This window comes from Planotetraspora kaengkrachanensis (genome assembly GCF_016862895.1).
Taxonomy (GTDB): domain Bacteria; phylum Actinomycetota; class Actinomycetes; order Streptosporangiales; family Streptosporangiaceae; genus Planotetraspora; species Planotetraspora kaengkrachanensis.
Map to the genome: position 1 here is coordinate 174385 of NZ_BONV01000018.1, position 20009 is coordinate 194393.

Below are 20009 nucleotides of genomic sequence, written 5' to 3' on the forward strand. Positions count from 1 at the left end.
CGCCGGGTAAAGCGCCTTTCCAGGCGGAGCGGAGCCGGTGATTACTAGGCCGAGCGGAGCCGGAGACCCGGGCCCGGCCGGGCGGTGGCCTCGCGGGCGCCGCCGACCTCGTGTCCGTCGGCGCACTCCAACTTGATCTCGATGGGTTCGCCGCAGTCGCGGTGGGTGATGACGACGGCCGGGCCTTCCGGATCGGCGACGTAACGGTCGCCCCACTGGGTCAGCGCGATCATGATCGGGTACAGGTCGAGCCCCTTCTGGGTGAGCCGGTACTCGTCGCGCTGCCGCTGACCGGGCTCCTGATAGGGCTCCTTGCGCAGCAGGCCCTCCGCCACGAGCCCGGCGAGCCGGGCGGAGAGCACCTGCCGGGGCGCGCCGGTGCCGGCCTGGAGGTCGGCGAACCGCCGTACACCGTTGAAGGCCTCGCGCAGGACCAGCAGCGTCCACTTCTCGCCGATGACGGCGAGCGTCCGCTCGATCGAGCAGTTGTCCACTCGAATGTGCCGCATGTCACGCATCGTAATTCCACTGCCTTCCCGACAGCCAAGTCTACTTTGGGGACTCAGATGACGGCCGTCTCATCCTGCGTCTCACAAGGCGGTTCGGGCGCGAACCGCGGGATGCCGGTGCGGTCCGACGGCTGCGACAATGACAGGGGCGTTGGCCGGGTGGAGATCCGGAACCTCTGCGACATTTGCAGAATAAGGTTCTGTTAGGTCACCATTGACCCTGTGAAGAGCGCGAAGCACGGCCGGGACGGCCGCACCAGGATCATCGAGGGTGCGCTGCGCAGGTTCAGCCAGGACGGTGTGTCCGCCACGACGCTCGCGAGCCTCCGCGAGGAGAGCGGCGTCAGCGTGGGAAGTTTCTACCACCACTTCGCGAGCAAGGAGCACGTCTTCGGAGTGCTGTACGCCGAGATCCTCCAGGCGTACCAGGAGGCCTTCATCGGTGAACTGACCCGTCACGACGACGCCCGGAGCGGGATCGAGGCCATTGTCGCGCTCCACATGTCGTGGTGCGGCGAGAATCCGGAACGGGCGCGGCTGCTGATCAGCGAGCGGCCGCCCCGGCGCGAGGAGCCGGGCGGCGCGGAGGTCAACGACGGGCGGCGGGCCTTCTTCCGCCAGGTCGCCGACTGGTGGCGGCCGCACATGAAGGAGGGGCTCCTCCAGCCGGTCCACCCGACGATGTGTTACGTCCTGTGGCTCGGGCCGGCCCAGGAGATGTGCCGTCTGTGGTTCGCGGGGGCCCACCAGCCCACGGAGGAGGAGATCCGCGGGCTCGGCGAGGCGGCCTGGAACAGCCTCCGGATGCCGTGAGGACCGGACCACCTCGACATAGTTCCTGGTGGGACCGGATATCGTCGCGATTGTGGCAGTAGGACATGATCTCGGACGGCCCAGGGCTCTCGTCCTGGCCGAACTTCCCGAGCGTGCCCGCGCCAGCCTGCGGGAGATCGCCCACATCGTCGAGGAGTCCGAGGGGGTCGCCCGGCCGGTGCGCGGGTTCTCCGGTGAGGACCTGGCCGACCTGATCGTGGCGTCGGAGTCGACGATCCTGGTCGTCTCGGGGGACGAGGTGACGGCGCCCGTCCTGGACCTTCCGCTGACCGTCGTCGCCTGTGTCGGGACCGCGGAGGGAGTGGATCTGCGCCTGGCCGAGCGGCGCGGCATCCCCGTGTTGTGGGCCCCGGAGCGCGACGCGGACGCGGTGGCCGAGCTCACCATCGGCCTGCTGTTCGCCGTGACCAGGAACATCGCCGCGGCCGACCGCGAGATCCGCAGCGGCGAGGTCTTCAGAGGCGGGGTGTCGCCCGGTCACCGCCTGCGCGGCCGGCGCATGGCGGGCTGCACGTTCGGCATCGTCGGCCTCGGCCGGGTCGGCCGGGCCGTGCGATGGCGGGCGGAGGGGCTGGGGATGCGCGTGATCGCGACCGATCCCTTCGTGCCCGAGGCGACCCATGATCTGCGGGACCTGCTGCGGGAGGCCGACGTGGTGTCCCTGCACGTGCCCGTCACCGAGGAGACGCGGACCTTCATCGGCCCCACGGAGTTCGCCCTGATGAAGGAGGGCGCCGTCTACCTGAACACCTCGACGGCGGCCGTGAACGACCTGACCGCGCTGGTCGACGCCCTTCGCTGGGGACACCTCGGCGGCGCTGGCCTCGACCACTTCGAGCGCGAGTGGTTGGAGCCGGGGCACCCGATCACCCACCTGCGCAACGTCGTGCTGACGCCGCATCTCGGCGAGGCCACCGACGAGACCGAGCTCAGCCAGGCCGAACTGCTGGTCGACGACATCGCCAGGCTGCTGCGCGGGGAGAGCCCGATGTACGCCCGCTGGCCGGCGATGGATTGATGCGGCCGCGATAGATTTCTTCCGTGCTTCCCCCATCTGACCTGGTCCTACGGCTTCGTGATGGTTTCGTCGAGGCCGGGTACACGATCGACGGTGTCCGCGAACGGCTGGGCGAGGTGGCCGCGACCGCGCTGGCGCGTGAGGAGACCGTTCCCGCCCTGCGGGCCACCAGGGACGGCGACCCGCTCGCCACCCTCATCCGGTTGTGGTGGCTCGGCGCGCGCGTCGACGCGTCCGACCTGGCGGCCGCGGGCCTGCCGGTCGACGGCCTCGCCGAGGCGGGCCTGATCGTACGGCGGGGCGACACCGTTCACGCCGGGGTCCACCTGCAGCCGTGGGACACGGGCGAGGGGGATCCCGCCTGGGTGGTCTCCGACAGGAAGGTCAGGCCGGGCGATCCGGCGCTGCGGCCCGATCACGTCGTCGGGGCGGGCGGCGCGTCGGCCAACCTCGCCCAGTTGGGCGCGGGCGGGCCGGTGGGCCGGGCGCTCGACCTCGGCACCGGATGCGGCGTGCAGGTGCTGCACCTCGCCGGCCGCGCCGAGGAGATCGTCGCGACCGACGTCAACGGCAGGGCGCTCGAACTGGCCCGGCTGAGCTGGATGTTGTCCGGGGTCTCCGGCGTCGACGCCCGTGAGGGGTCCCTGTTCGACCCTGTGCACGGGGAGACGTTCGACCTCGTCGTCTCTAACCCGCCCTTCGTGATCTCGCCGGCGGGCCGGTTCTCCTACCGGGAGTCGGGCTTCCAGGGCGACGACTTCTGCCGCGATCTGGTCCGGCGCACGCCCCGCCACCTCGACCAGGACGGACACGGCCGATTCCTGGCCAACTGGCTGCACGTCAAGGGGGAGGACTGGCGCGACAGGGTCGGCGGCTGGCTGACCGAGACCGGTTGCGACGGCTGGGCCGTACAGCGTGATGTGCAGGATCCGGCCGAATACGTCGAGCTGTGGCTGCGCGACTCGGCCGAGCAGGGGACCACGGCCTACCGGGAGCGTTACGACGAGTGGCTGGCCTGGTTCGAGTCGCTGGACGTGACCGGCATCGGCTTCGGCTGGATCGCCCTGCACAACTCGGGATCGACGGATCCCGTGGTGCGCGTGGAGGAGCTGACCCACCGCGTCGAACTGCCCGTGGGGGAGTACGTCGGCGACGTGCTCGGGGCGATCGGGGCGGCGCACCGGATCTCCGACGAGGACCTGCTCGACGCCTACCTCACGCTCGCCGAGGGCGTCGTCGAGGAGCGCTCGGGGGTGCCCGGGGCGGAGGATCCTTCGCGGATCGCCCTGCGGCAGACCCGGGGGCTGCGCCGTACGGCGGCGGTCGGGACGGTGGAGGCCGCGCTCGCCGGAGCCTGCGACGGCGACCTGCCCGTACGGCCGCTGCTCGCCGCCATCGCGGAACTCATCGACGCCGACGCCGGCGAACTGCTGGAACGTGCGCCGGGCACGCTCCGGACGCTCGTCGCCGAGGGCTTCCTCGCGGTTGCAAACACGCGTTGATCGGACGTTGACCACCTCGGCCGACTCTGGTGGTGGGCACGGGTCCGGGGGGGTGGAGGATCCGGGCCGAGTCCGGCCGGTCGTCATGCGAGGCGGCTAGCCGCCACCGGGCGCACCGGCGACAACCGGGCCCCTGCGGTCCGGTGGTGGTCAGACGACCGGCCGGGCGCTCCCTCGTTCGACGCGCGGGCCCGGCAACCGGCCCTCGCCCGATGCCGGAAGCGGAGAGTCACGGTGATCAACCACACCCGGATGACGCGCCTGGACGACGACCTACGTTTCGACCTGGTCGAACTCCCGCAGGAGGACGCGGACGTCCTCGGCCTCGGGGGATCCGAGCCTGCTGAAGATGTCGAGGGCCTTGGTTAGCGCGTCCCGGCCGCGCGGCAGCTCACCCGCTCCGCGCAGGGCCTTGCCCAGGGCGGTCAGCGACTGGGCCTCGCCGTACGGGTGAGTGATCTCACGGCTGACGACCAGCGCCTGCTCCGCGTGGCGGGCCGCTTCGGCGAACCGGCCCGCGGAGATGAAGGTCGCCGCGAGGCGGTAGCAGACCCGCTGCTCCCAGACGCGCTGGTTGCTGGCGCGGAAGAAGGACAGGCATTCGGCGTGGTGGACGACGGCCTCGTTGAGCCGGCCGACGTAGGACAGGACGATGCCGAGGTGGTAGCGCGCGCGGGCGATGCCGGCGCCGCTCCCGATCTCGGTGAACATGGCGAGGCCGCGTTCGGAGACCGCGATGGCGTCCTGCGGGCGTCCCAGGCCGAGGTGGTCGCGGGCCGAGTAGCTCAGGGCGAGGGCCTCGCCCGCCGGGTTGCCGACCTGCCGGTAGACCCTCGTCGCGTGTTCGAACCATTCGAGCGCCTCGACGTGGCGCCGCTGCCGTCCGGCCACGACGGCCAGGGCGTTGCAGGTCTCGCCGAGCACGATGTGGTCGCCGGTCTCCTCGCCGATCGTCCGCGCGCCGAGGAACCGGTCCTCGGCCTCGTCGAGCCGGTTCGCCCCGAACAGGACGCGGCCGAGCACGTACGCGCACCGCATCTCGCTGCGCCGGTCGCCGACCCGCTGGGCGGCGGCCAGCATCGCGGCCCCCCTCTGCTCGAACTCGCGCTGGTTGGTCCCCGACTCGAGCAGCGGCTCCATCGCGAGCAGCAGGTCGGCGGCGGGCACCAGGTCGTCCGCCGAGCCCGCGGACTCCGCGGCGTGGCCGATGGCGGCGAACAGGTCCTCGGCCTCCGCGGACAACCAGGCCACCGCCTCGTCGGCCGACGCGAACGTGTGCCCCCGCGCGCCGAGGTCGACCAGGCTGTCGGCGATCGCGCTGCCCTCGTAGGCGAGACGGTGCGCCGACCTGGAGGAGGCCAGGTAGAACCCGAGGAGGCGCCGCAGGGCGAGGGCACGCTCCGCCGGGGTGTCGGTCTCCTCGGCCTTGCGGCGCGCGAAGAGCCTGAGCAGGTCGTGGAAGCGATAACGCCCGGGGGCGGGAGCCTCGAGCAGGCTGGCGTCGACGAGCGACTCCAGCAGGTCCTCAGCCTCGGACGGGCTGAGATCGAGCACGGCCGCGGCGGCGAACACCGAGATGTCCGATCCGTTCGGCAGGGACAGCAGCCGGAACGCGCGGGCCTGCCGAGGATCGAGCTGCCCGTATCCCAGGGCGAAGGTGGCGGAGACGGCGAGATTGCCGATCTTCATCTCGTCGAGCCTTCTGCGCTCGTCCGCCAGCCGGGGGACCAGGGACGCCACCGTCCACGACGGGCGTGCCGCGAGCCGGGACGCCACGATGCGCACGGCCAGCGGCAGGAAGCCGCAGGCGGCGACCACGTCCATGGCGGGGGCCCGCTCCGCGGCCACCCGGTCGGGCCCGGCGACCGCCGACAGCAGCGAGAGCGCCTCGTCGGGCTCCATCACGTCGAGGTCGACGAGCCGGGCCCCGGGCAGGTCGGCGAGCTTGCCGCGGCCGGTGACGATCGCCGCGCACCCCGCCGAGCCGGGCAGCAGGTGCTCGACCTGCTCGGCGTCACGGGCGTTGTCGAGCAGCACGAGCATGCGGCGGTCGGCGAGCAGCGAGCGGAACAGCGCCGACCGCTCCGCCAGGCCGTCGGGGATGACGTCGACGGGGATGCCGAGGGCGCGCAGGAAGGCCACCAGCGCGGTCTCGGGAGGAGTGGGCTCGTTGCCGTATCCCCGCAGGTCCGCATAGAGCTGGCCGTCGGGGAAGAGGTCCTCGGCCAGGTGGGCGACATGGACGGCGAGCGTGGTCTTGCCCACGCCCCCGATGCCGGACACGGCGGCGATCGGCACGCCCTCGCCGCCCCCGAGCAGTATCAGCAGCCGGTCGACCAGGCTCGCGCGGCCCGTGAAGTCGGTGACGGCGGCCGGCAGCTGGGCGGGCTTGGGCATCTCGACGACCGGCTCCGCCTCGGCCTGGTCGTCGTCCCGCGGCTCGGGAGGGCTCGGCCGTACGGGCTCGGCGGGCCGCACGGGGGCCAGAGACGGATCGGCCGCCAGGATGCGGCGGTGGAGGTCCGTCAGCTCGGCGCCCGGCTCGATGCCGAGCTCGTCGATCAACGCGTTCCGGGTGTCGGTGAAGACGGACAACGCCTCCGCCTGCCGTCCGCACCGGTAGTAGGCGAGCATGAGCTGGGCCCGCAGGCGTTCACGGAGCGGGTGCTGCGCGGTGAGGGCGATCAGCTCGGCCACGACGTCGGTGTGCCTGCCGAGCTCCAGGTCGAGCTCCATCAACGCCTCGACGGTGCCGATGCGGCGCTCGATGAGCCGGTCGCGCTGCTGCTCGGCGTACGGTCCGACCGCTCCGGCGAGCGGCTCGCCCGACCACAACGCGAGGGCGCCGCGCAGCAGTTCGGCGGCGTGAGCGGTCTCGCCGGTACGGCGGGCGGTCTCGGCGGCCGAGGTCTCCCGCTGGAAGACGCCGAGGTCGAACCAGGTGGGCTCGACGCGCAGGGCGTAGCCGCGCCCGACGGAGGTGAGCAGCTCAGGGCGGGTGCGGCGGGACCGGTCGGGCTCGAGGACGGTGCGCAGGCGTGAGACGTAGGTGCGCAGGGCGCCGAGCGCCCGCGGGGGAGCGTCCTCTCCCCAGATGGCGTCGATCAGTTCGCCCGGTGTGGCCGCCCGGCCCTCCCTGAGGAGCAGCATCGCGAGGATGGAGCGTTGCAGGGGCGTCCCCAGATCGAGCTCGTCGCCGTCGCGCCAGGCGAGGACGGGTCCGAGCACGGCGAAGCGGAGGCCGCTCTCGGGGGCGTCACCTGGCATGCGCTCATGTCTCCCATTAGCAATTTTTCGACCAAATGATAGATCCCAGATCGCTGGTCCAATAGTGAGGAGGGCCCTCGTTAACCGAAGCGTTGATTCACCGTCAATCGGGCGTTGAGCTCCGATGGGGATGTTGTGACTGTGAGGTGGTGGCCCCTGCGGGGGCGGCCACCGCCTCACCCGGGCGGGCCCGGGGCCGGCGCGGCCCGCTCCTTTCCAGCGGAGCCGCGCCGATTAGCAGGGTCGGGATCAGGCCGCTTCCACTTCAACGAGGCCGAGCCTCGCGTGGAGACGTTCTCGGACGGCAGGCCATTCGAGATCGAGGATGGAGTAGTACGCCGTATCTCGGACCGTGTCGTCGGCGCCTCGGGTGTCCGCCCGTCGCACACCGTCGAGGTGTGCGCCGAGGGCCTCGATGGCGGCCCGAGATCGAGTGTTGCGTACGTCGGCCTTGAGGGTGATCCGGTGAACCTGCCAGGTCTCGAAGGCGTGCGAGAGCATCAGGTACTTGCTCTCCCTGTTGACGCCGGTTCCCTGGGCCGCGGCCGCGAGCCAGGTGTAACCGATGTCCGCCACGGACGGGACCTCGCCGATCATCCCCTTGGAGCCCGGAGGCCAGGGCATGGGGCCCTGCCAGTACTCCAGGTTCATCAGGCGGGTGGCACCGACGATGCGGTCGGTGTGCAGCCACCGGATGGCGAAGGGCAACGTGCGGCCCTCCGCCTGCTCAGCCAGAGCGGCCTCCACGTAGGAGACCATCTCGTCCCGGCCTGCGGGAACGCGAGTGAAGGCATAGGTCGAGCGGTCTTCACTCGCAGCGGCGACGAGTTCGTCGATCACCGCCAGGCTGAGCGGTTCCAGGCGCACGGAGCGCCCGGACAGGGTGACAAAAGCGGGCATGAGCACATGATGAGGGCTTGGAAAGATGCCTGGTGCTTAATGACACGAGACATCTTGTGGTGCCCCAGGTTAAGCAGTGGATTATGCGACAAAACCGCAGGTCAGAGGGGTGACAGCAGGCCGTTCGCGTAGGGGTTCCAGGTAAAGATTTCGGCAAAGATCGCGTACACCCCCGAAGTGCCTCATATAGGGGCTTCGACGACGCCCGTCAGAGGCGGGACGCGACGGCTGTCTCCGTGGCGGCGCCGCCTCTGGAGCGCCCGCCGCGGCACCGTCCGAGCCCCTCGAGCGCCTCGTCGAGATGCCTGAGGGAGGCGGCGATCCAGGGCAGCCGGGTCGGGTCGTCCGCGCAGAGGGCGGCGAGCCGCTGCTCGGCGGACTCCCCGTACAACAGGCTGGTGGCGACCCTGATCCGGGGCGCCCGCTGACGGTCCCCGAAGGCCGTGCCGGGCAGGACGGCGACGCCGTGCTTCTCGATCAGTTCGGTGGCGAGCTCGGTCGACGACCCGAAAGACGGTATTTCCGGGTACAGGTAGAAGCCGCCTTGCGGTGGCTCCACGTGCGCCCCCGACCTGGTGAAACGCTCGGCGACGGCACGGGCCACGATGCCGTGCAACCGCCGGCTGTCGGCCACCCGGCGCACCAGGTCACGCGGCTCACTGAACGCGTACGCGGCGGCGTGCTGCACCGGCGCGGGCGGCGTCGACCAGATCTCACTGGCCAGGGCGAGCAGCCGGTCACGGAGGCCGGCCGCGGGCAGCCGGGTGCATCCGGTGCGCCAGCCGCCGAGCGCCAGGCTCTTGCTGAGCCCGGTCGTGATGACCGTGCGCTCGGGGGCGAACTCGGCGGGGCTGGCGAACACGGCCGAGGGGTCGTGCACGAGGTCGCGGTAGATCTCGTCCGAGATGATGATCAGGTCGAGCTCGCGGGCCAGGACCGCCAACCGCCGTACGGTCTCCGGCCGGGCGAGCCTGCCTGTGGGGTTGTCGGGCAGGGTGACCAGCACCGAGTTGACGACGCGGCCGCGCGCCCTGGCCTCGGACACGGCCGGGGCGAGCAGGTCCGGGTCGGGAACGCCGCCCTCGCCGGGAGGCGGAGGCAGCAGGATCGGCCGCACGCCGACGATCTCGGCCTGGGCGGCGTAGCTCACCCAGCTCGGCATCGGGAGGACGACGTCGCCGCCGAGGGCGAGGAGCAGGCCGAACAGCAGGGCCTTGCTGCCGGGCCCGGACACCACCAGGCCGGGGTCCGTGGGCAGTCCGCGCCGTCCCCAGTATCCGGCGGCCGACTCCCTCAGCTCGGCTGAGCCGGCGACCTCGCCGTAACCGTTGTCGCCGCTCGCCTCGGAGAGCCTGTTCCGCAGTGCCGGGTGCACCGGCAGGCCCGCCTCCCCGAAGGCGAGGTTGAGGACGCGGATTCCCGCGCGGCGCCTTCGGACGATGTCCTCGTTCGCCGCCAATGTCGCAGACAGGATGACATTCACTATGCCTCCAGATATCGGCGGAACGTTCCCAGGGTCTCGGGGTATAGGCATCAGCACAAGCGAGGCTTTCAGGTGCCGGGAGTAAGGAAGACCGATGCTCGATCTGCGCCGATTGATCCTGATCTGCGAGTTCGCTCGGCGCGGGAGCATAGCGGCGACGGCCTCATCGCTCGGGTACAGCGCATCGGCGGTCTCCCAGCAACTCGCCGCGCTCGAACGGGAGGCGGGCGCGGCCCTGCTCGACCGGACGTCCAGAAGCGCCGAACTCACCGACGCGGGATGGCGTCTCGTCGACCACGCCCAGCGGATCCTCGCGATGGTCGAGACGGCCGAGTCGGACCTGTCCGCGCACACGGCGACGCCGTCCGGGCGGGTGGTGGTCACCGCGTTCCCCACCGCGGCCGTGGCCTTCGCACCCGCACTCGCACGCTCGCTGCGACGCCACCGGGAGCTGTCGTTGCGACTGCGCCAGAGCAGGTCCGGGCGCGGCATGCGCGAGGTGGAGTCGGGCGAGGTCGACATCGCCCTGATCGACGACTGGTGGGGCCGGGCGCGCCGAGACACCTCGGTGCGGACGTTTCCGCTGCTCGTGGATCCCCTGGTCCTCGTGGTGCCCAGGCGGCACCCCATGGCCGATCCCGGCGTGCCCATCGACCTGGCCGCCCTTCGCGAGGAGCCGTGGATGGCCACGCCGGACGGTGAGCCGTCCCGCACCGCCGTCGACCGCCTCCTGGGCACGGCCGGCGGGGCGGCCCCCGTCGCGTGGGAGTTCGAGGGGCTCGGGACCATCCTGAGCCTCGTGGCCCGGGGGATCGGGATCGCGGCCGTGCCCGCGCTGGCCCTCGCCGCGGGCGTCCGGGGGGTCGCCGTCCGGGATCTGCCCGGCGAGCCCGTCGAGCGGCACGTCTACGCGGTGGCGAGGGAGTCGAGCGTGCACCGGCCGTCCGTCGCCGCGACGCTGCGGGCGATCCACGTCGCCGCGCGCTTCCTGGTGACCGACCTCGGCCACCTGCGCGGGCACAGAGAGGACGGCGACCCGCGAAACGGGCCCCCGCACGGCTCCGGAGGATCACCCGTGTGATCGATCACCGGGCGGAGTACGTTGCAGTGACGGGTCCACCGTCCCGGCTCATCCGGCACCACCAGCACCCGACGTACCCCTGACGCAGAGGACGATGATGTCGAGATTCACCGGCAAGTACGCGATCGTGACGGGCGCCGCCCAGGGCATCGGAGCGGCCGTCGCGCGACGACTGGCGTCGGAGGGCGCCGCCGTGGCCTGCGTCGACTACACGGCCGACCGCTGCGCCCCGACGGCCGAGGAGATCATCAAGGCGGGCGGCAGGGCCGTCGCGTACGGCTGCGACGTGTCCGACGGCGGCCAGGTCGAGGCCCTCGTGCCCCAGGTGATCGGCGAGTTCGGCCGGGTCGACGTTCTCGTGAACAACGCGGGGATGACCAGGGACAACCTGCTCTTCCGCATGTCGGAGGACGACTGGGACCAGGTCGTCGACGTCAACCTCAAGAGCGTCTTCCTGCTCACGCGGGCCGTGCAGAAGCACATGGTCGACCAGCGGGCGGGGGCCGTGGTGAACCTGTCAAGCCGGTCGGCCCTGGGCAACCGCGGGCAGGCCAACTACGCCGCGGCCAAGGCCGGCGTCCAGGGCCTCACGGCCACGATGGCGCTGGAACTCGGGCCCTTCGGCATCCGGGTCAACGCCGTTGCGCCCGGCTACGTCGCGACCGCGATGACCGAGGCCACCGCCTACCGGGTGGGGTCCACGCCCGACGAGCACCAGGCCGCCGCCTCCTCGATGATCCCGTTGCGCCGGGTGGCCCAGCCGGAGGAGATCGCCTCCGTCGTGGCCTTCTTCGCCTCCGACGACGCGTCGTACGTCAGCGGCCAGACCCTCTACGTGAACGGCGGGAGCCGCTGACCGGGGACGAGCGCGGCGTCCGCGTCGGCGTCTTCCTCATCGCCGCGGGCTTTCCGGGCATGACGCCCGGCGAGGTCCTGCGGAACACGGTAGAGGCCGTCGTGGCGGCGGAGCGTGCCGGATTCGCCGACGCGTGGATCGCCGAACACCACTTCATGTCGTACGGCGTGTGCCCCTCGGCCACCACGCTCGCGGCCGTCGCGCTCGGCCGTACGACGCGGATCACGGTCGGGACGGCGGTGAGCGTCCTGTCGACGTGGCATCCCGTCGCTCTCGCGGAGCAGGCGGCGATCCTCGACCAGGTGTCCGGCGGCAGGTTCCGCCTGGGGGTCGGCAGGGGCGGGCCCTGGGTCGACCTCGAGGTCTTCGGGACGGGCCTGGACCGGTTCGAGTCCGGGTTCGGCGAGTCGCTCGACCTGCTGTGCGCGGCACTCGGCGGCGACGCGGTGTCGGCGGACGGGACCTTCTTCCGCTTCCGAGAGGTGCCCTTCGTCCCCGCCGTACGGATGTCGCCCGTCGTGGCGTGCACGTCCGCGGCGGGAATCCGGCTCGCCGCGGACCGGGGGCTGCCCATGCTCGTCGGCATGCACGTCGACGACGAGGAGAAGGCCGCGATGCTCGGCGACTACCGGGCCGCGGCTGGACGGCTGCGGGAGCCCGGCCATGTCGCGGCCGCCGTCGGTCACGTGGCCGACTCGACGGCCGGGGCCGTGAGGGAGTTGAAGGAGTCGCTGCCCCGGTGGCTCGGTCCCGGGCTCGCCGGATATCGGCCTGTGGACGGGCGGCCGCCTCCGCAGCGCGATATCCACAAGTATGTGGACAAGTTGTGCCGCATTCATCCGGTCGGATCGCCTGAGCATTGCGTGGACACGATCCGGGCCACGGTGGAGCGGACCGGGCTGCGTCATCTCATCCTCATGGTCGAGGGCGGCGGCGACCACGCCCGGACGCTGGAGAACATCGCCCGGCTCGGCTCCGAGGTGCTCCCCGCGCTGGCCGACGTCTGACACCTCGCCTGGTTTGCGCGCCCTCGCGGGCGACGACCCGCCCGGTCGTGGACGGGACACCGGGCGGATGCGGCCGGGACATGTCCCGCGGCGTACATGGTCGCGCAGAGCGGGAAGGTCGACGCCGCCGCGTTCAGCGCGGCCATCGGGGACGGACCGGCCGCCTCGTTGCCCGGAATCGTCTTCACGGTGATGTTCTTCGCCGGCGCCTGTTCCTGAGCGAGAAGACCGTGCGCAACCACGTGTCGAGCATCTTCGCGAAACTCCGGGTCGACGACCGGTCCCAGGCCATCGTCCGGGCCAGGCGCGTCGGTCTGGGGTCGGGGGAGTGACGGGCTCGGAGAGTGAGGGGCCCGGAGCGGCCGGAACCGGTCGGCCGCTCCGAGCTCTCGGGGTCAGCAGTCGACCAGTTCGGGCTTCTGGTTGAGGATCTGGGCGCGCGGGGTCACGAAGTCCGTGTACGCCTCCGTCGCCGCCGGGTGGAAGACGGCCACCCGATGGCAGTTCTGGAACGCGAGCCGGATGCCGAAGTGCCGTTCGAGGGCGCCGCGCATGGCGTCGCTCGCGAGGCACCGCAGGAGCTGGCCGCGCGCGGCCTCGTCGGGCGGGGGGACCTGGTTGTCGGCGAATTCGGCGCCCGACCTGTCCCGCTGCTCGGCCAGTTCACTGATCGTCGTCCAGGCGTAGGGCAGTGAGTCGCGGACGCACGCGATGAACGCCGCGTCGTCGACCTCCCCCGCGCGAGCCTGGTCGAGCAGATCGTTCGGAACGGTCAGCGACATGAGACTTTCTCCTCTCGGAAGGAACCTCTTGAAGGGAACTCGGACGGAACTCGGACAGAACTCGACAAACTGAGACGCTAGATCGGGCGGAGGGCGCCTCCATCTGGCCTGAAGGCGACAAGTTCATTGGGCAGCGACGGCCGGGCCGTACACGAAGCCGGGGTCGATCTGGGCCGCGAGGTCCTCGCCGGTCGCCCGGTTGGCCCACGCCAGGGCGTTGCGCAGGTGGAACTCCCCCGCCTGCCTCCCGAACTTCTCCCAGTCCTTGGGCTGCGCGTCGAGGCGGTCGGCCAGCGTGGCGAGGGACCGGCGGTTGGCCGGCTCGAGGTCCGCGAGGGTGAACGGCCGGCCCTGCTCCATGCCGCGGACGGCGCCGGAGTGCTCGAACCACGTCAGCAGGTCGTCGCCCACCTGGTCGCGCAGGAAGCGGACGTCGTCCGGAGACTGGACCTTGTTGCCGACGACGGCGACGGGGACGTCGAAGTCGGCGGCGTACTCCTGGTACTGCCGGTAGACGCTCACGCCCTGCCGGGTGGGCTCGGCGACCAGGAACGTGAGGTCGAACCGGGTGAACAGCCCGGAGGCGAACGAGTCGGCGCCCGCGGTCATGTCGACCACGACGTACTCGCCCGGTCCGTCGACCAGATGGTTGAGGTACAGCTCGACCGCGCCGACCTTGGAGTGGTAGCACGCCACGCCGAGATCGTCTTCGGCGAAGGGGCCGGTCACCATCAGTGACAGTCCTTCGACCGGCACCGAGGGGAAGAAGGGGTCGTCCAGGCGCACCAGCCGGGACCCGCGGCCGGGCGGCGTCGTCTTGACCATCGACGCGGCATCCCTGATCAGGGGGTTGTCGCCGCGGAGGTACTCCTTGATCTCGGTGACCATGCTCCCGAGCGGCTCCGGCGTCGCCGTCGCGCCCAGAACCAGGCCGAGATGCTGGTTGATGTCGGCGTCCACCGCGACGACCGGACCTCGTTGAGCCGCATACCTGGCGAACAGTGACGACAACGTCGTCTTGCCGCTGCCGCCCTTGCCGACGAACGCCACCCGCACGGGACCCCCACCATTCTGGCTATGAAAACCATTACCGTTGTCCGAGGCAATGATGACACAGAGTGACGGCGGCCGCCAGTCTGCGGGAGGGGTCAGCCCGTCGCGGGAGGCGTGAAGAGAGAGATCGACCTGACGATCGTGGGCCGCAGCCGCTCCCATTGGTCGGCCGTCGTGGTCCAGGTCAGCACGCTCGCGGTGGACTCGGTGGCGATGATCCTGCGGTACTGGTGGTAGGTCACGCCCTTGGCGAGGTAGGCCTGCGATTTCCGCTGTGTCCAGGTGAACTCCCAGTCGGCGGCCGTGCCGTACTCGCTGGAGGTCTCATTGAGCCTGATCTTCCGGTACGCCGTCATGGTCGGGCGCAGGCTCACCTGGCCGTCACGGAGCTCCTTCAGCGGATCGGTGCCCGGTTGCGCGATCACCTCGACGGTGAGCTGTGCGCCGCTCCGGGGGTCGTACCACCGTGTCCCGCCGTCGACGGCCCTGCGCGTCCACCCCTTGGGCGCCGACGCCCGCCAGCCCTCCGGCGACCGGTACGACGTGAGCTTGAGCGGCTTCACGGGCTTCGGCGACGGGGACGCGGCGGGAGGCCGGGACGCCGACGGGGAGGCGGTGGCCGCGAGGGGGGTCCGCGACCCGGCCTCGGAGCCGGGGCGCAGGACGGCCCAGCCGCCGACCGCACCCGCGACGAGCACCGCGGCGGCGATTCCCGCGATCAGCCGCGTACGGCTCCTGCCCTCGGCCGGGCGTGCCGGTGCGGGGGCCACGGCCTGGAGTTCCGCGAGCGCGTGCTCCGCGGCTTCGGGGGACAGCCGCTTGCGCGGTTCCCGCATGAGCAGTCCGCGGACGACCTCGCCGAGCGGGCCGGCGACGTCCTGCGGAGTCACGCCCGGCGGCCTGCCCGTGACCGCCAGATGGATGGTCGCCCCCAGTGACCACAGGTCGGAGGCCGCCGTCGGCGCGCCGCCGGCGGCCCGCTCGGGACCGATGAAGGCGGACACGCCGCGGGTCGCGCTGACCGGGTTGCCGTGTGCCGGCGACCGTTCGGGACCCGCCCGGACGAACGCGGGGTCGGCGGCCAGGGCGCCGGTGCCGAAGTCGGCGAGCAGGACCCGGCCGTCGTGGCCCAGCAGGACGTTCGCGGGCCGCACGTCGCCATGCCGTACGCCTGACGCGTGAGCGTAGGTGAGCGCGGACAGGACGTTCCGCGCGACGGCCGCGGCGTGCTCCGGCGTGAGCGGCCCCTCGCTCGCGACGATGCCGTCGAGCGATCGGGAGCGGACCAGCTCCATGACGACGTAGGTGGTGCCGTCCTCCTCGGCGACGTCATGGACGGCGGCGACGTGCGGATGGCGCAGCCGCTCGGCCTGGCGCGCTTCGCGGGCCAGGCGCTGGGTGAGCTCCGCCTTGCGGCTCTCGCGCAGGTCCGGCGGGAACAGCACCTGCCGTACGGCGACGGCACGGTCGAGGAGGGTGTCGTGACCCTCCCAGACGATCCCCATGCTGCCTTGGCCGAGGGCGCGTACCAGCCGATAGCGCTTGACGATCAGTTGCCCCGCAGCACCCATCATGCCTGCCTCTACACCCGGGCAAATATCACAGCATGCGGGAGTCTTCCATAATTAAAGGGGCGGAAGTGAACCACTCGCGATATGCGCCAGAGTGATCTCGGACAGGGTCGACTGCTCGTACTCGCGCAGGGCGACCCACACATCCGCGAGGGGCTCCGCGACCCCGGGAAAATGCTCGCTGTCCTGCGAGACCCCCTCCACGACGACGATGACGTCGGCGAGGCTGATGTCCGTCGCCGGCCGGGCCAGCCAGTAGCCGCCGTCGGGGCCGCGCTGGCTGTTGATCAGCCCGGCGCGGCGCAGCTGGAGAAGGATGTTGTCCAGGAACCTGCGGGGGATGTCCTGCGCCGCCGCGATCTTCTCCGCGGGCACGGGCCCCGGAGGCGCCGCCGCGAGTTCGGCGGCGGCGCGCAGGGCGTACTGCGTTCGGGCGGAAAGCCGCATCTTAGGCGCGTCGTGTCACACGGCGGCCAGGGTCAGCGAGCGGGCTCCGGGGGCGGGCCGGACGTTGACGACGTCGCCCGGCGTGAGGGCCAGCTGCTCGGCGAAGCCCCGCGTCACCTGGACCCACGCGTCCCTGCCCTCGACGGTCAGCTCGACCCGCACCTCGAAGCCGAGGCGAACGACCCGCGAGACCGTGGCGGCGGTGCCGCCCTCCACCGGCCCGGCACTGATCTCGATGTCGTGCGGGCGCACCAGGTTGCCGCCGATCTCCGTGACCGGCCCGAGGAAGCGCATCACGAACGGGTCGGCGGGGTTGTCGTACACCTCGGCCGGGCTGCCGACCTGCTTCACCTCGCCGTCGGCCAGCACCACGATGGTGTCGGCGACCTCGATCGCCTCCTCCTGGTCGTGGGTGACGAAGACCGTGGTCACGTGGACCTCGTCGTGCAGGCGGCGCAGCCAGGTGCGCAGCTCCTTGCGCACCTGCGCGTCCAGCGCGCCGAACGGCTCGTCGAGCAGCAGGACCTCGGGCTCGACGGCGAGCGCCCGCGCCAGTGCCATGCGCTGGCGCTGCCCGCCGGACAGCTGCGACGGGTAGCGGTCGGCCATCTGCTCCAGGTGGACGAGCTCGAGCAACTCCATGACCCGCTTGCGGATCTCGTCCTTGGGACGCTTGCGGATCTCCAGGCCGAAGGCCACGTTGCGGAACACCGTCAGGTGCTTGAAGGCCGCGTAGTGCTGGAAGACGAACCCCACGTTGCGCCGCTGGGGGGACAGGCGGGTGGCGTCGACGCCGGAGATCCGCACGGTGCCGGTGTCGGGCTGCTCGAGCCCGGCGATGACACGCAGCAGCGTCGACTTGCCGCCGCCGCTCGGGCCGAGCAGCGCGGTGAGCGACCCGGACTTGACGTCGATCGAGACGTCGCGAAGGACGGGCGTCGTGCCGAACGACTTGTTCACGTCGCGTACTTCGATGGCCATGGTCAACCCTTCGGGCGCAGGAACTTGGTGAGAAGCAGGGTGATCACCGCGATCAGCGCGAGCGCAGTGGCCGCCGCGAAGGCGGCCGGCTGGTCGAAGTTCTGGAAGCGCTCTTCGACGAACAGCGTGAGCGTCTGGGTCTGGTCGACCAGCCGCCCGGAGACGACGGCGACGGCGCCGTACTCGCCGAGGGAGCGCGCGAGGCACAACACGACGCCGTACGCGAGCGCCCACCGGATGCCGGGAAGGGTGATCCGGAGGAAGGTCTGCAGGCGGCTCGCCCCGAGCGTGTGCGCCGCCTGCTCCTGTTCGTCGCCGAGCTCCTCGAGGACGGGCACCACGGCACGCACCACCAGGGGCAGCGCCACGAACACCGTGGCGAGCACCATGCCGGGAGTGGAGAAGATGACCTGGACGCCCCAGCTCTCCAGCAGGCCGCCGACGGGGGCGAACTTGCCGTAGACGAGGATCAGCGCCAGGCCGACCACGACGGGGGACACGGCCATCGGCAGGTCGATCAGCGCGTTGAGCAGCCGTTTACCGGGGAAGTTGTGCCGTACGAGCAGGATGGCCGTGCCGATGCCGAAGACCGTGTTGGCCGCCACCGCCCACAGCGCGACGGTGAGCGTGACCTGGAAGGCGTGGACGGCCGACGCCGAGGTGAGCGCCTCGACGAAGGGGCCGAGGCCGTCCCCGAAGGTCCGCCAGACGATCAGGCCGACCGGCAGCACCAGCAGGAAGAACAGGTACGCGATGGCGATCACGCGCAGGCCGTGCTTAGCCACGACGGCTCCCCCAGCGTTGTAAGAGGTCCAGCGAGACCAGGGCGACCAGCGCGACGACGAGCAGGACGGTCGAGATCGCCGCCGCCCCCGTGGTGTTGTCGCCTTCGATCTGGCTGAAGATGTTGACGGCCGCGACCTGCGTCTTGAACGGGAGGTTGCCGGAGATCAGCACGGTCGACCCGAACTCCGCGATCGACCGGGTGAACGCCAGCGCGGTGCCGGACAACATCGCGGGCACGAGGTTGGGCAGGATGATCCGCCGGAAGGTCTGGAACGGGCTCGCCCCGAGGGAGGCCGCGGCCTGCTCCATCTCCTTGTCGAGCTCCAGCAGCACCGGTTGCACCGTGCGGACGACGAACGGGAGTGTGACGAACAACAGCGCGAGCACGACGCCGGCCCTGCTGTAGGCCAGGTTGAGCCCGAGCGGGCTCTCCGGGCCGTAGAGCGCGAGGAGCACGAGGCCGGCGACGATCGTCGGAAGGGCGAACGGGAGGTCGATGAGCGTGTCGACCACCGCCTTGCCGGGGAACCTGTCGCGGACCAGCACCCACGCGATGATCGTGCCCATGACGAGGTTGATCAGCGCAACGAGGAACGAGGCGCCCACCGTGAGCGTGAGGGCGGCCCACGCGTCGGGGGTGGTGACCGCCCGCCAGAAGTACCCGGGACCCTGGTCGAGCGACCGCCAGGCGACCACGGCCAGCGGGATCAGCACGATCAGGCTCAGGTAGAGGACCGCGGAGCCCACGCCGAGCGCGGTGCCTCCGGTTACCGACCAGCGCGAACGCGGCCGCGCCCCTCCGCCCGGAGATCCGGGCGGAGGGGCGGCGGCGACGGCGACGTCGGTGGTCACCGGCGGGTCACTTCTCCGTCGCCACGCCGAGCTTGCGCTCGATGTCGGCGACGAGACCGGTCTTGGCGTCGAAGAAGTCCTTGGTGACCTTCGGCCAGCCGCCGAGGTCGTTGATGGTGAACAGCTGCGGCGGCGTGGGGAAGTCGAACCCGGTCACCCCGTCGATCACCGGGCGGTAGCCGTTCTTCGCGAAGATCGTCTGCGCCTCGGAGGAGTAGAGGTACTTCAGGAAGGCGGCCGCCTCCTTGGGGTGGGCCGAGTTCTTGGTCACGGCGACCGGGTTCTCGATCAGGATCGTCGAGTCGGGCACGGTGTAGTCGATCGGCTGGTTGTTCTGCTGGGCGAAGATCGCCTCGTTCTCGTAGGTGATGATCGCGTCGCCCTTGCCGCCCGTGAAGGTCTGCAGCGACTTGCGGCCGCTGTCGTCCTGGACGGGCACGTTCGCGAGGAGCTTGCCGACGTAGTCGAGCCCGGCCGCCTGGTCGGCGCCCTTGTTCGACTTGGCGCCGTAGCCCGCGAGCAGGTTCCAGCGGGCGCCGCCCGAGGTGAAGGGGTTGGGCGTGATGACCTCGGTGCCGGGCTTGATGAGGTCGTCCCAGGTCTTGATGCCCTTCGGGTTGCCCTTGCGGGTCCCGATGACGGCGATCGACTTGGTCAGGAACCCCTTGGTGGCGTTCTGGTTCCAGTCGGGGGCGACGAGGCCGGCGTCGACGAGACGGGTGACGTCGGTCTCGAGCGAGAACTCGACGATGTCCGCCTTGAGGCCGGATGCGACCGCGCGGCTCTGGTCGCCGGAGGCGCCGTACGACTGGGTGAAGGTGATGTTCTTGCCCTCGGGCGTCTTCTGGTACGCCTTGATGATGTCCTCGAACGCCGCCTGCGGGGTTGAGTAGGCGACCAGCGCCAGCTGGATCTTGCCGTCCCCTCCGGCGGTGCCCCCTCCCCCGCAGGCGGTGACCAGGGTTGTGGTCGCCACGACGGCCGCCGCGATGCCCCCGAGCCTGCGCACTCTCATGCCCATCTCCCTTATTCCTACTTAATAAGTCGGCTTCGTCGTCATTAAAGGGCCGAAGGTAGATT

The 20009-nt window shown here is 71.2% G+C and carries 20 protein-coding genes; 8 read left to right on the forward strand and 12 right to left on the reverse strand.

What is annotated here, in order from left to right:
* Nucleotides 1–44 precede the first annotated feature (44 nt).
* Complete coding sequence (locus Pka01_RS21280) at nt 45–509, reverse strand: winged helix-turn-helix transcriptional regulator (RefSeq protein ID WP_203884570.1); 465 nt, start codon at nt 507–509, stop codon at nt 45–47.
* Nucleotides 510–731: 222 nt separating this feature from the next.
* On the opposite strand from Pka01_RS21280, the gene Pka01_RS21285 reads away from it, so the two are divergent.
* The 3 genes from Pka01_RS21285 to Pka01_RS21295 are packed head-to-tail and all read left to right on the forward strand — an operon-like array spanning nt 732 to nt 3863.
* Nucleotides 732–1322: a TetR/AcrR family transcriptional regulator gene (locus Pka01_RS21285; protein ID WP_203884571.1), complete on the forward strand. Its 591-nt coding sequence runs from the start codon at nt 732–734 to the stop codon at nt 1320–1322.
* 52 nt (nt 1323–1374) lie between these two features.
* The gene (locus Pka01_RS21290) at nt 1375–2361 is read left to right on the forward strand and encodes an NAD(P)-dependent oxidoreductase (protein ID WP_203884572.1); all 987 of its coding nucleotides are present in this window, start codon (nt 1375–1377) and stop codon (nt 2359–2361) included.
* 14 nt (nt 2362–2375) lie between these two features.
* Nucleotides 2376–3863: a DUF7059 domain-containing protein gene (locus tag Pka01_RS21295; RefSeq protein ID WP_203884617.1), complete on the forward strand. Its 1488-nt coding sequence runs from the start codon at nt 2376–2378 to the stop codon at nt 3861–3863.
* Between the two features lie 273 nt (nt 3864–4136).
* Here the strand turns inward: Pka01_RS21295 and Pka01_RS21300 are convergent, their stop codons facing one another.
* The 3 genes from Pka01_RS21300 to Pka01_RS21310 all read right to left on the reverse strand — a co-directional run bounded on the left by Pka01_RS21300 (nt 4137) and on the right by Pka01_RS21310 (nt 9513).
* Nucleotides 4137–7130, reverse strand: a complete 2994-nt coding sequence (locus tag Pka01_RS21300) for an AfsR/SARP family transcriptional regulator (protein ID WP_203884573.1) — start codon at nt 7128–7130, stop codon at nt 4137–4139.
* A gap of 249 nt (nt 7131–7379) precedes the next feature.
* Nucleotides 7380–8030: a GNAT family N-acetyltransferase gene (locus Pka01_RS21305; RefSeq protein WP_203884574.1), complete on the reverse strand. Its 651-nt coding sequence runs from the start codon at nt 8028–8030 to the stop codon at nt 7380–7382.
* Between the two features lie 208 nt (nt 8031–8238).
* Entirely contained in the window at nt 8239–9513 is a 1275-nt protein-coding gene (locus tag Pka01_RS21310) for a pyridoxal phosphate-dependent aminotransferase (protein WP_203884575.1), read from the reverse strand.
* A gap of 94 nt (nt 9514–9607) precedes the next feature.
* Here Pka01_RS21310 and Pka01_RS21315 point away from each other — a divergent pair, with 94 nt between their 5' ends.
* From Pka01_RS21315 to Pka01_RS40845, 5 genes are all read left to right on the forward strand, one after another.
* Entirely contained in the window at nt 9608–10594 is a 987-nt protein-coding gene (locus Pka01_RS21315) for a LysR family transcriptional regulator (protein ID WP_203884576.1), read from the forward strand.
* Between the two features lie 97 nt (nt 10595–10691).
* Nucleotides 10692–11450: a beta-ketoacyl-ACP reductase gene (locus Pka01_RS21320; protein WP_203884577.1), complete on the forward strand. Its 759-nt coding sequence runs from the start codon at nt 10692–10694 to the stop codon at nt 11448–11450.
* Nucleotides 11447–12457 (forward strand): LLM class flavin-dependent oxidoreductase, encoded by a 1011-nt coding sequence (locus Pka01_RS21325; RefSeq protein WP_275414486.1) that lies wholly within the window; start codon nt 11447–11449, stop codon nt 12455–12457. The genes Pka01_RS21320 and Pka01_RS21325 overlap by 4 nt, the downstream gene beginning before the upstream one ends.
* A 96-nt stretch (nt 12458–12553) precedes the next feature.
* Nucleotides 12554–12676, forward strand: coding sequence for a hypothetical protein (locus Pka01_RS41290; protein ID WP_275414487.1), 123 nt, complete (start codon nt 12554–12556; stop codon nt 12674–12676).
* A gap of 11 nt (nt 12677–12687) precedes the next feature.
* Nucleotides 12688–12789 (forward strand): helix-turn-helix domain-containing protein, encoded by a 102-nt coding sequence (locus Pka01_RS40845; RefSeq protein ID WP_308442261.1) that lies wholly within the window; start codon nt 12688–12690, stop codon nt 12787–12789.
* Nucleotides 12790–12852: 63 nt separating this feature from the next.
* Here the strand turns inward: Pka01_RS40845 and Pka01_RS21335 are convergent, their stop codons facing one another.
* The 8 genes from Pka01_RS21335 to Pka01_RS21370 form a co-directional block, all read right to left on the reverse strand.
* On the reverse strand, nt 12853–13239 hold the full coding sequence (locus Pka01_RS21335) for an SCO5389 family protein (RefSeq protein ID WP_203884579.1): 387 nt from the start codon (nt 13237–13239) through the stop codon (nt 12853–12855).
* A 123-nt stretch (nt 13240–13362) separates the two neighbouring features.
* A complete protein-coding gene (locus Pka01_RS21340; protein WP_203884580.1) occupies nt 13363–14295 on the reverse strand; it encodes an ATP-binding protein in 933 nt (310 codons plus the stop codon).
* Between the two features lie 92 nt (nt 14296–14387).
* Complete coding sequence (locus Pka01_RS21345) at nt 14388–15866, reverse strand: serine/threonine-protein kinase (protein WP_203884581.1); 1479 nt, start codon at nt 15864–15866, stop codon at nt 14388–14390.
* A 51-nt stretch (nt 15867–15917) separates the two neighbouring features.
* Entirely contained in the window at nt 15918–16310 is a 393-nt protein-coding gene (locus tag Pka01_RS21350; RefSeq protein ID WP_203884582.1) for an RrF2 family transcriptional regulator, read from the reverse strand.
* Nucleotides 16311–16325: 15 nt separating this feature from the next.
* A complete protein-coding gene (locus tag Pka01_RS21355; RefSeq protein ID WP_203884583.1) occupies nt 16326–17291 on the reverse strand; it encodes a sulfate/molybdate ABC transporter ATP-binding protein in 966 nt (321 codons plus the stop codon).
* A 2-nt stretch (nt 17292–17293) separates the two neighbouring features.
* On the reverse strand, nt 17294–18076 hold the full coding sequence (locus Pka01_RS21360) for a sulfate ABC transporter permease (RefSeq protein WP_203884584.1): 783 nt from the start codon (nt 18074–18076) through the stop codon (nt 17294–17296).
* Complete coding sequence (cysT, locus tag Pka01_RS21365) at nt 18069–18929, reverse strand: sulfate ABC transporter permease subunit CysT (protein WP_203884585.1); 861 nt, start codon at nt 18927–18929, stop codon at nt 18069–18071. Before cysT ends, Pka01_RS21360 begins: the two co-directional genes overlap by 8 nt.
* Before the next feature lie 7 nt (nt 18930–18936).
* Nucleotides 18937–19944 (reverse strand): sulfate ABC transporter substrate-binding protein, encoded by a 1008-nt coding sequence (locus Pka01_RS21370; RefSeq protein WP_203884586.1) that lies wholly within the window; start codon nt 19942–19944, stop codon nt 18937–18939.
* Between the last annotated feature and the right edge of the window lie 65 nt (nt 19945–20009).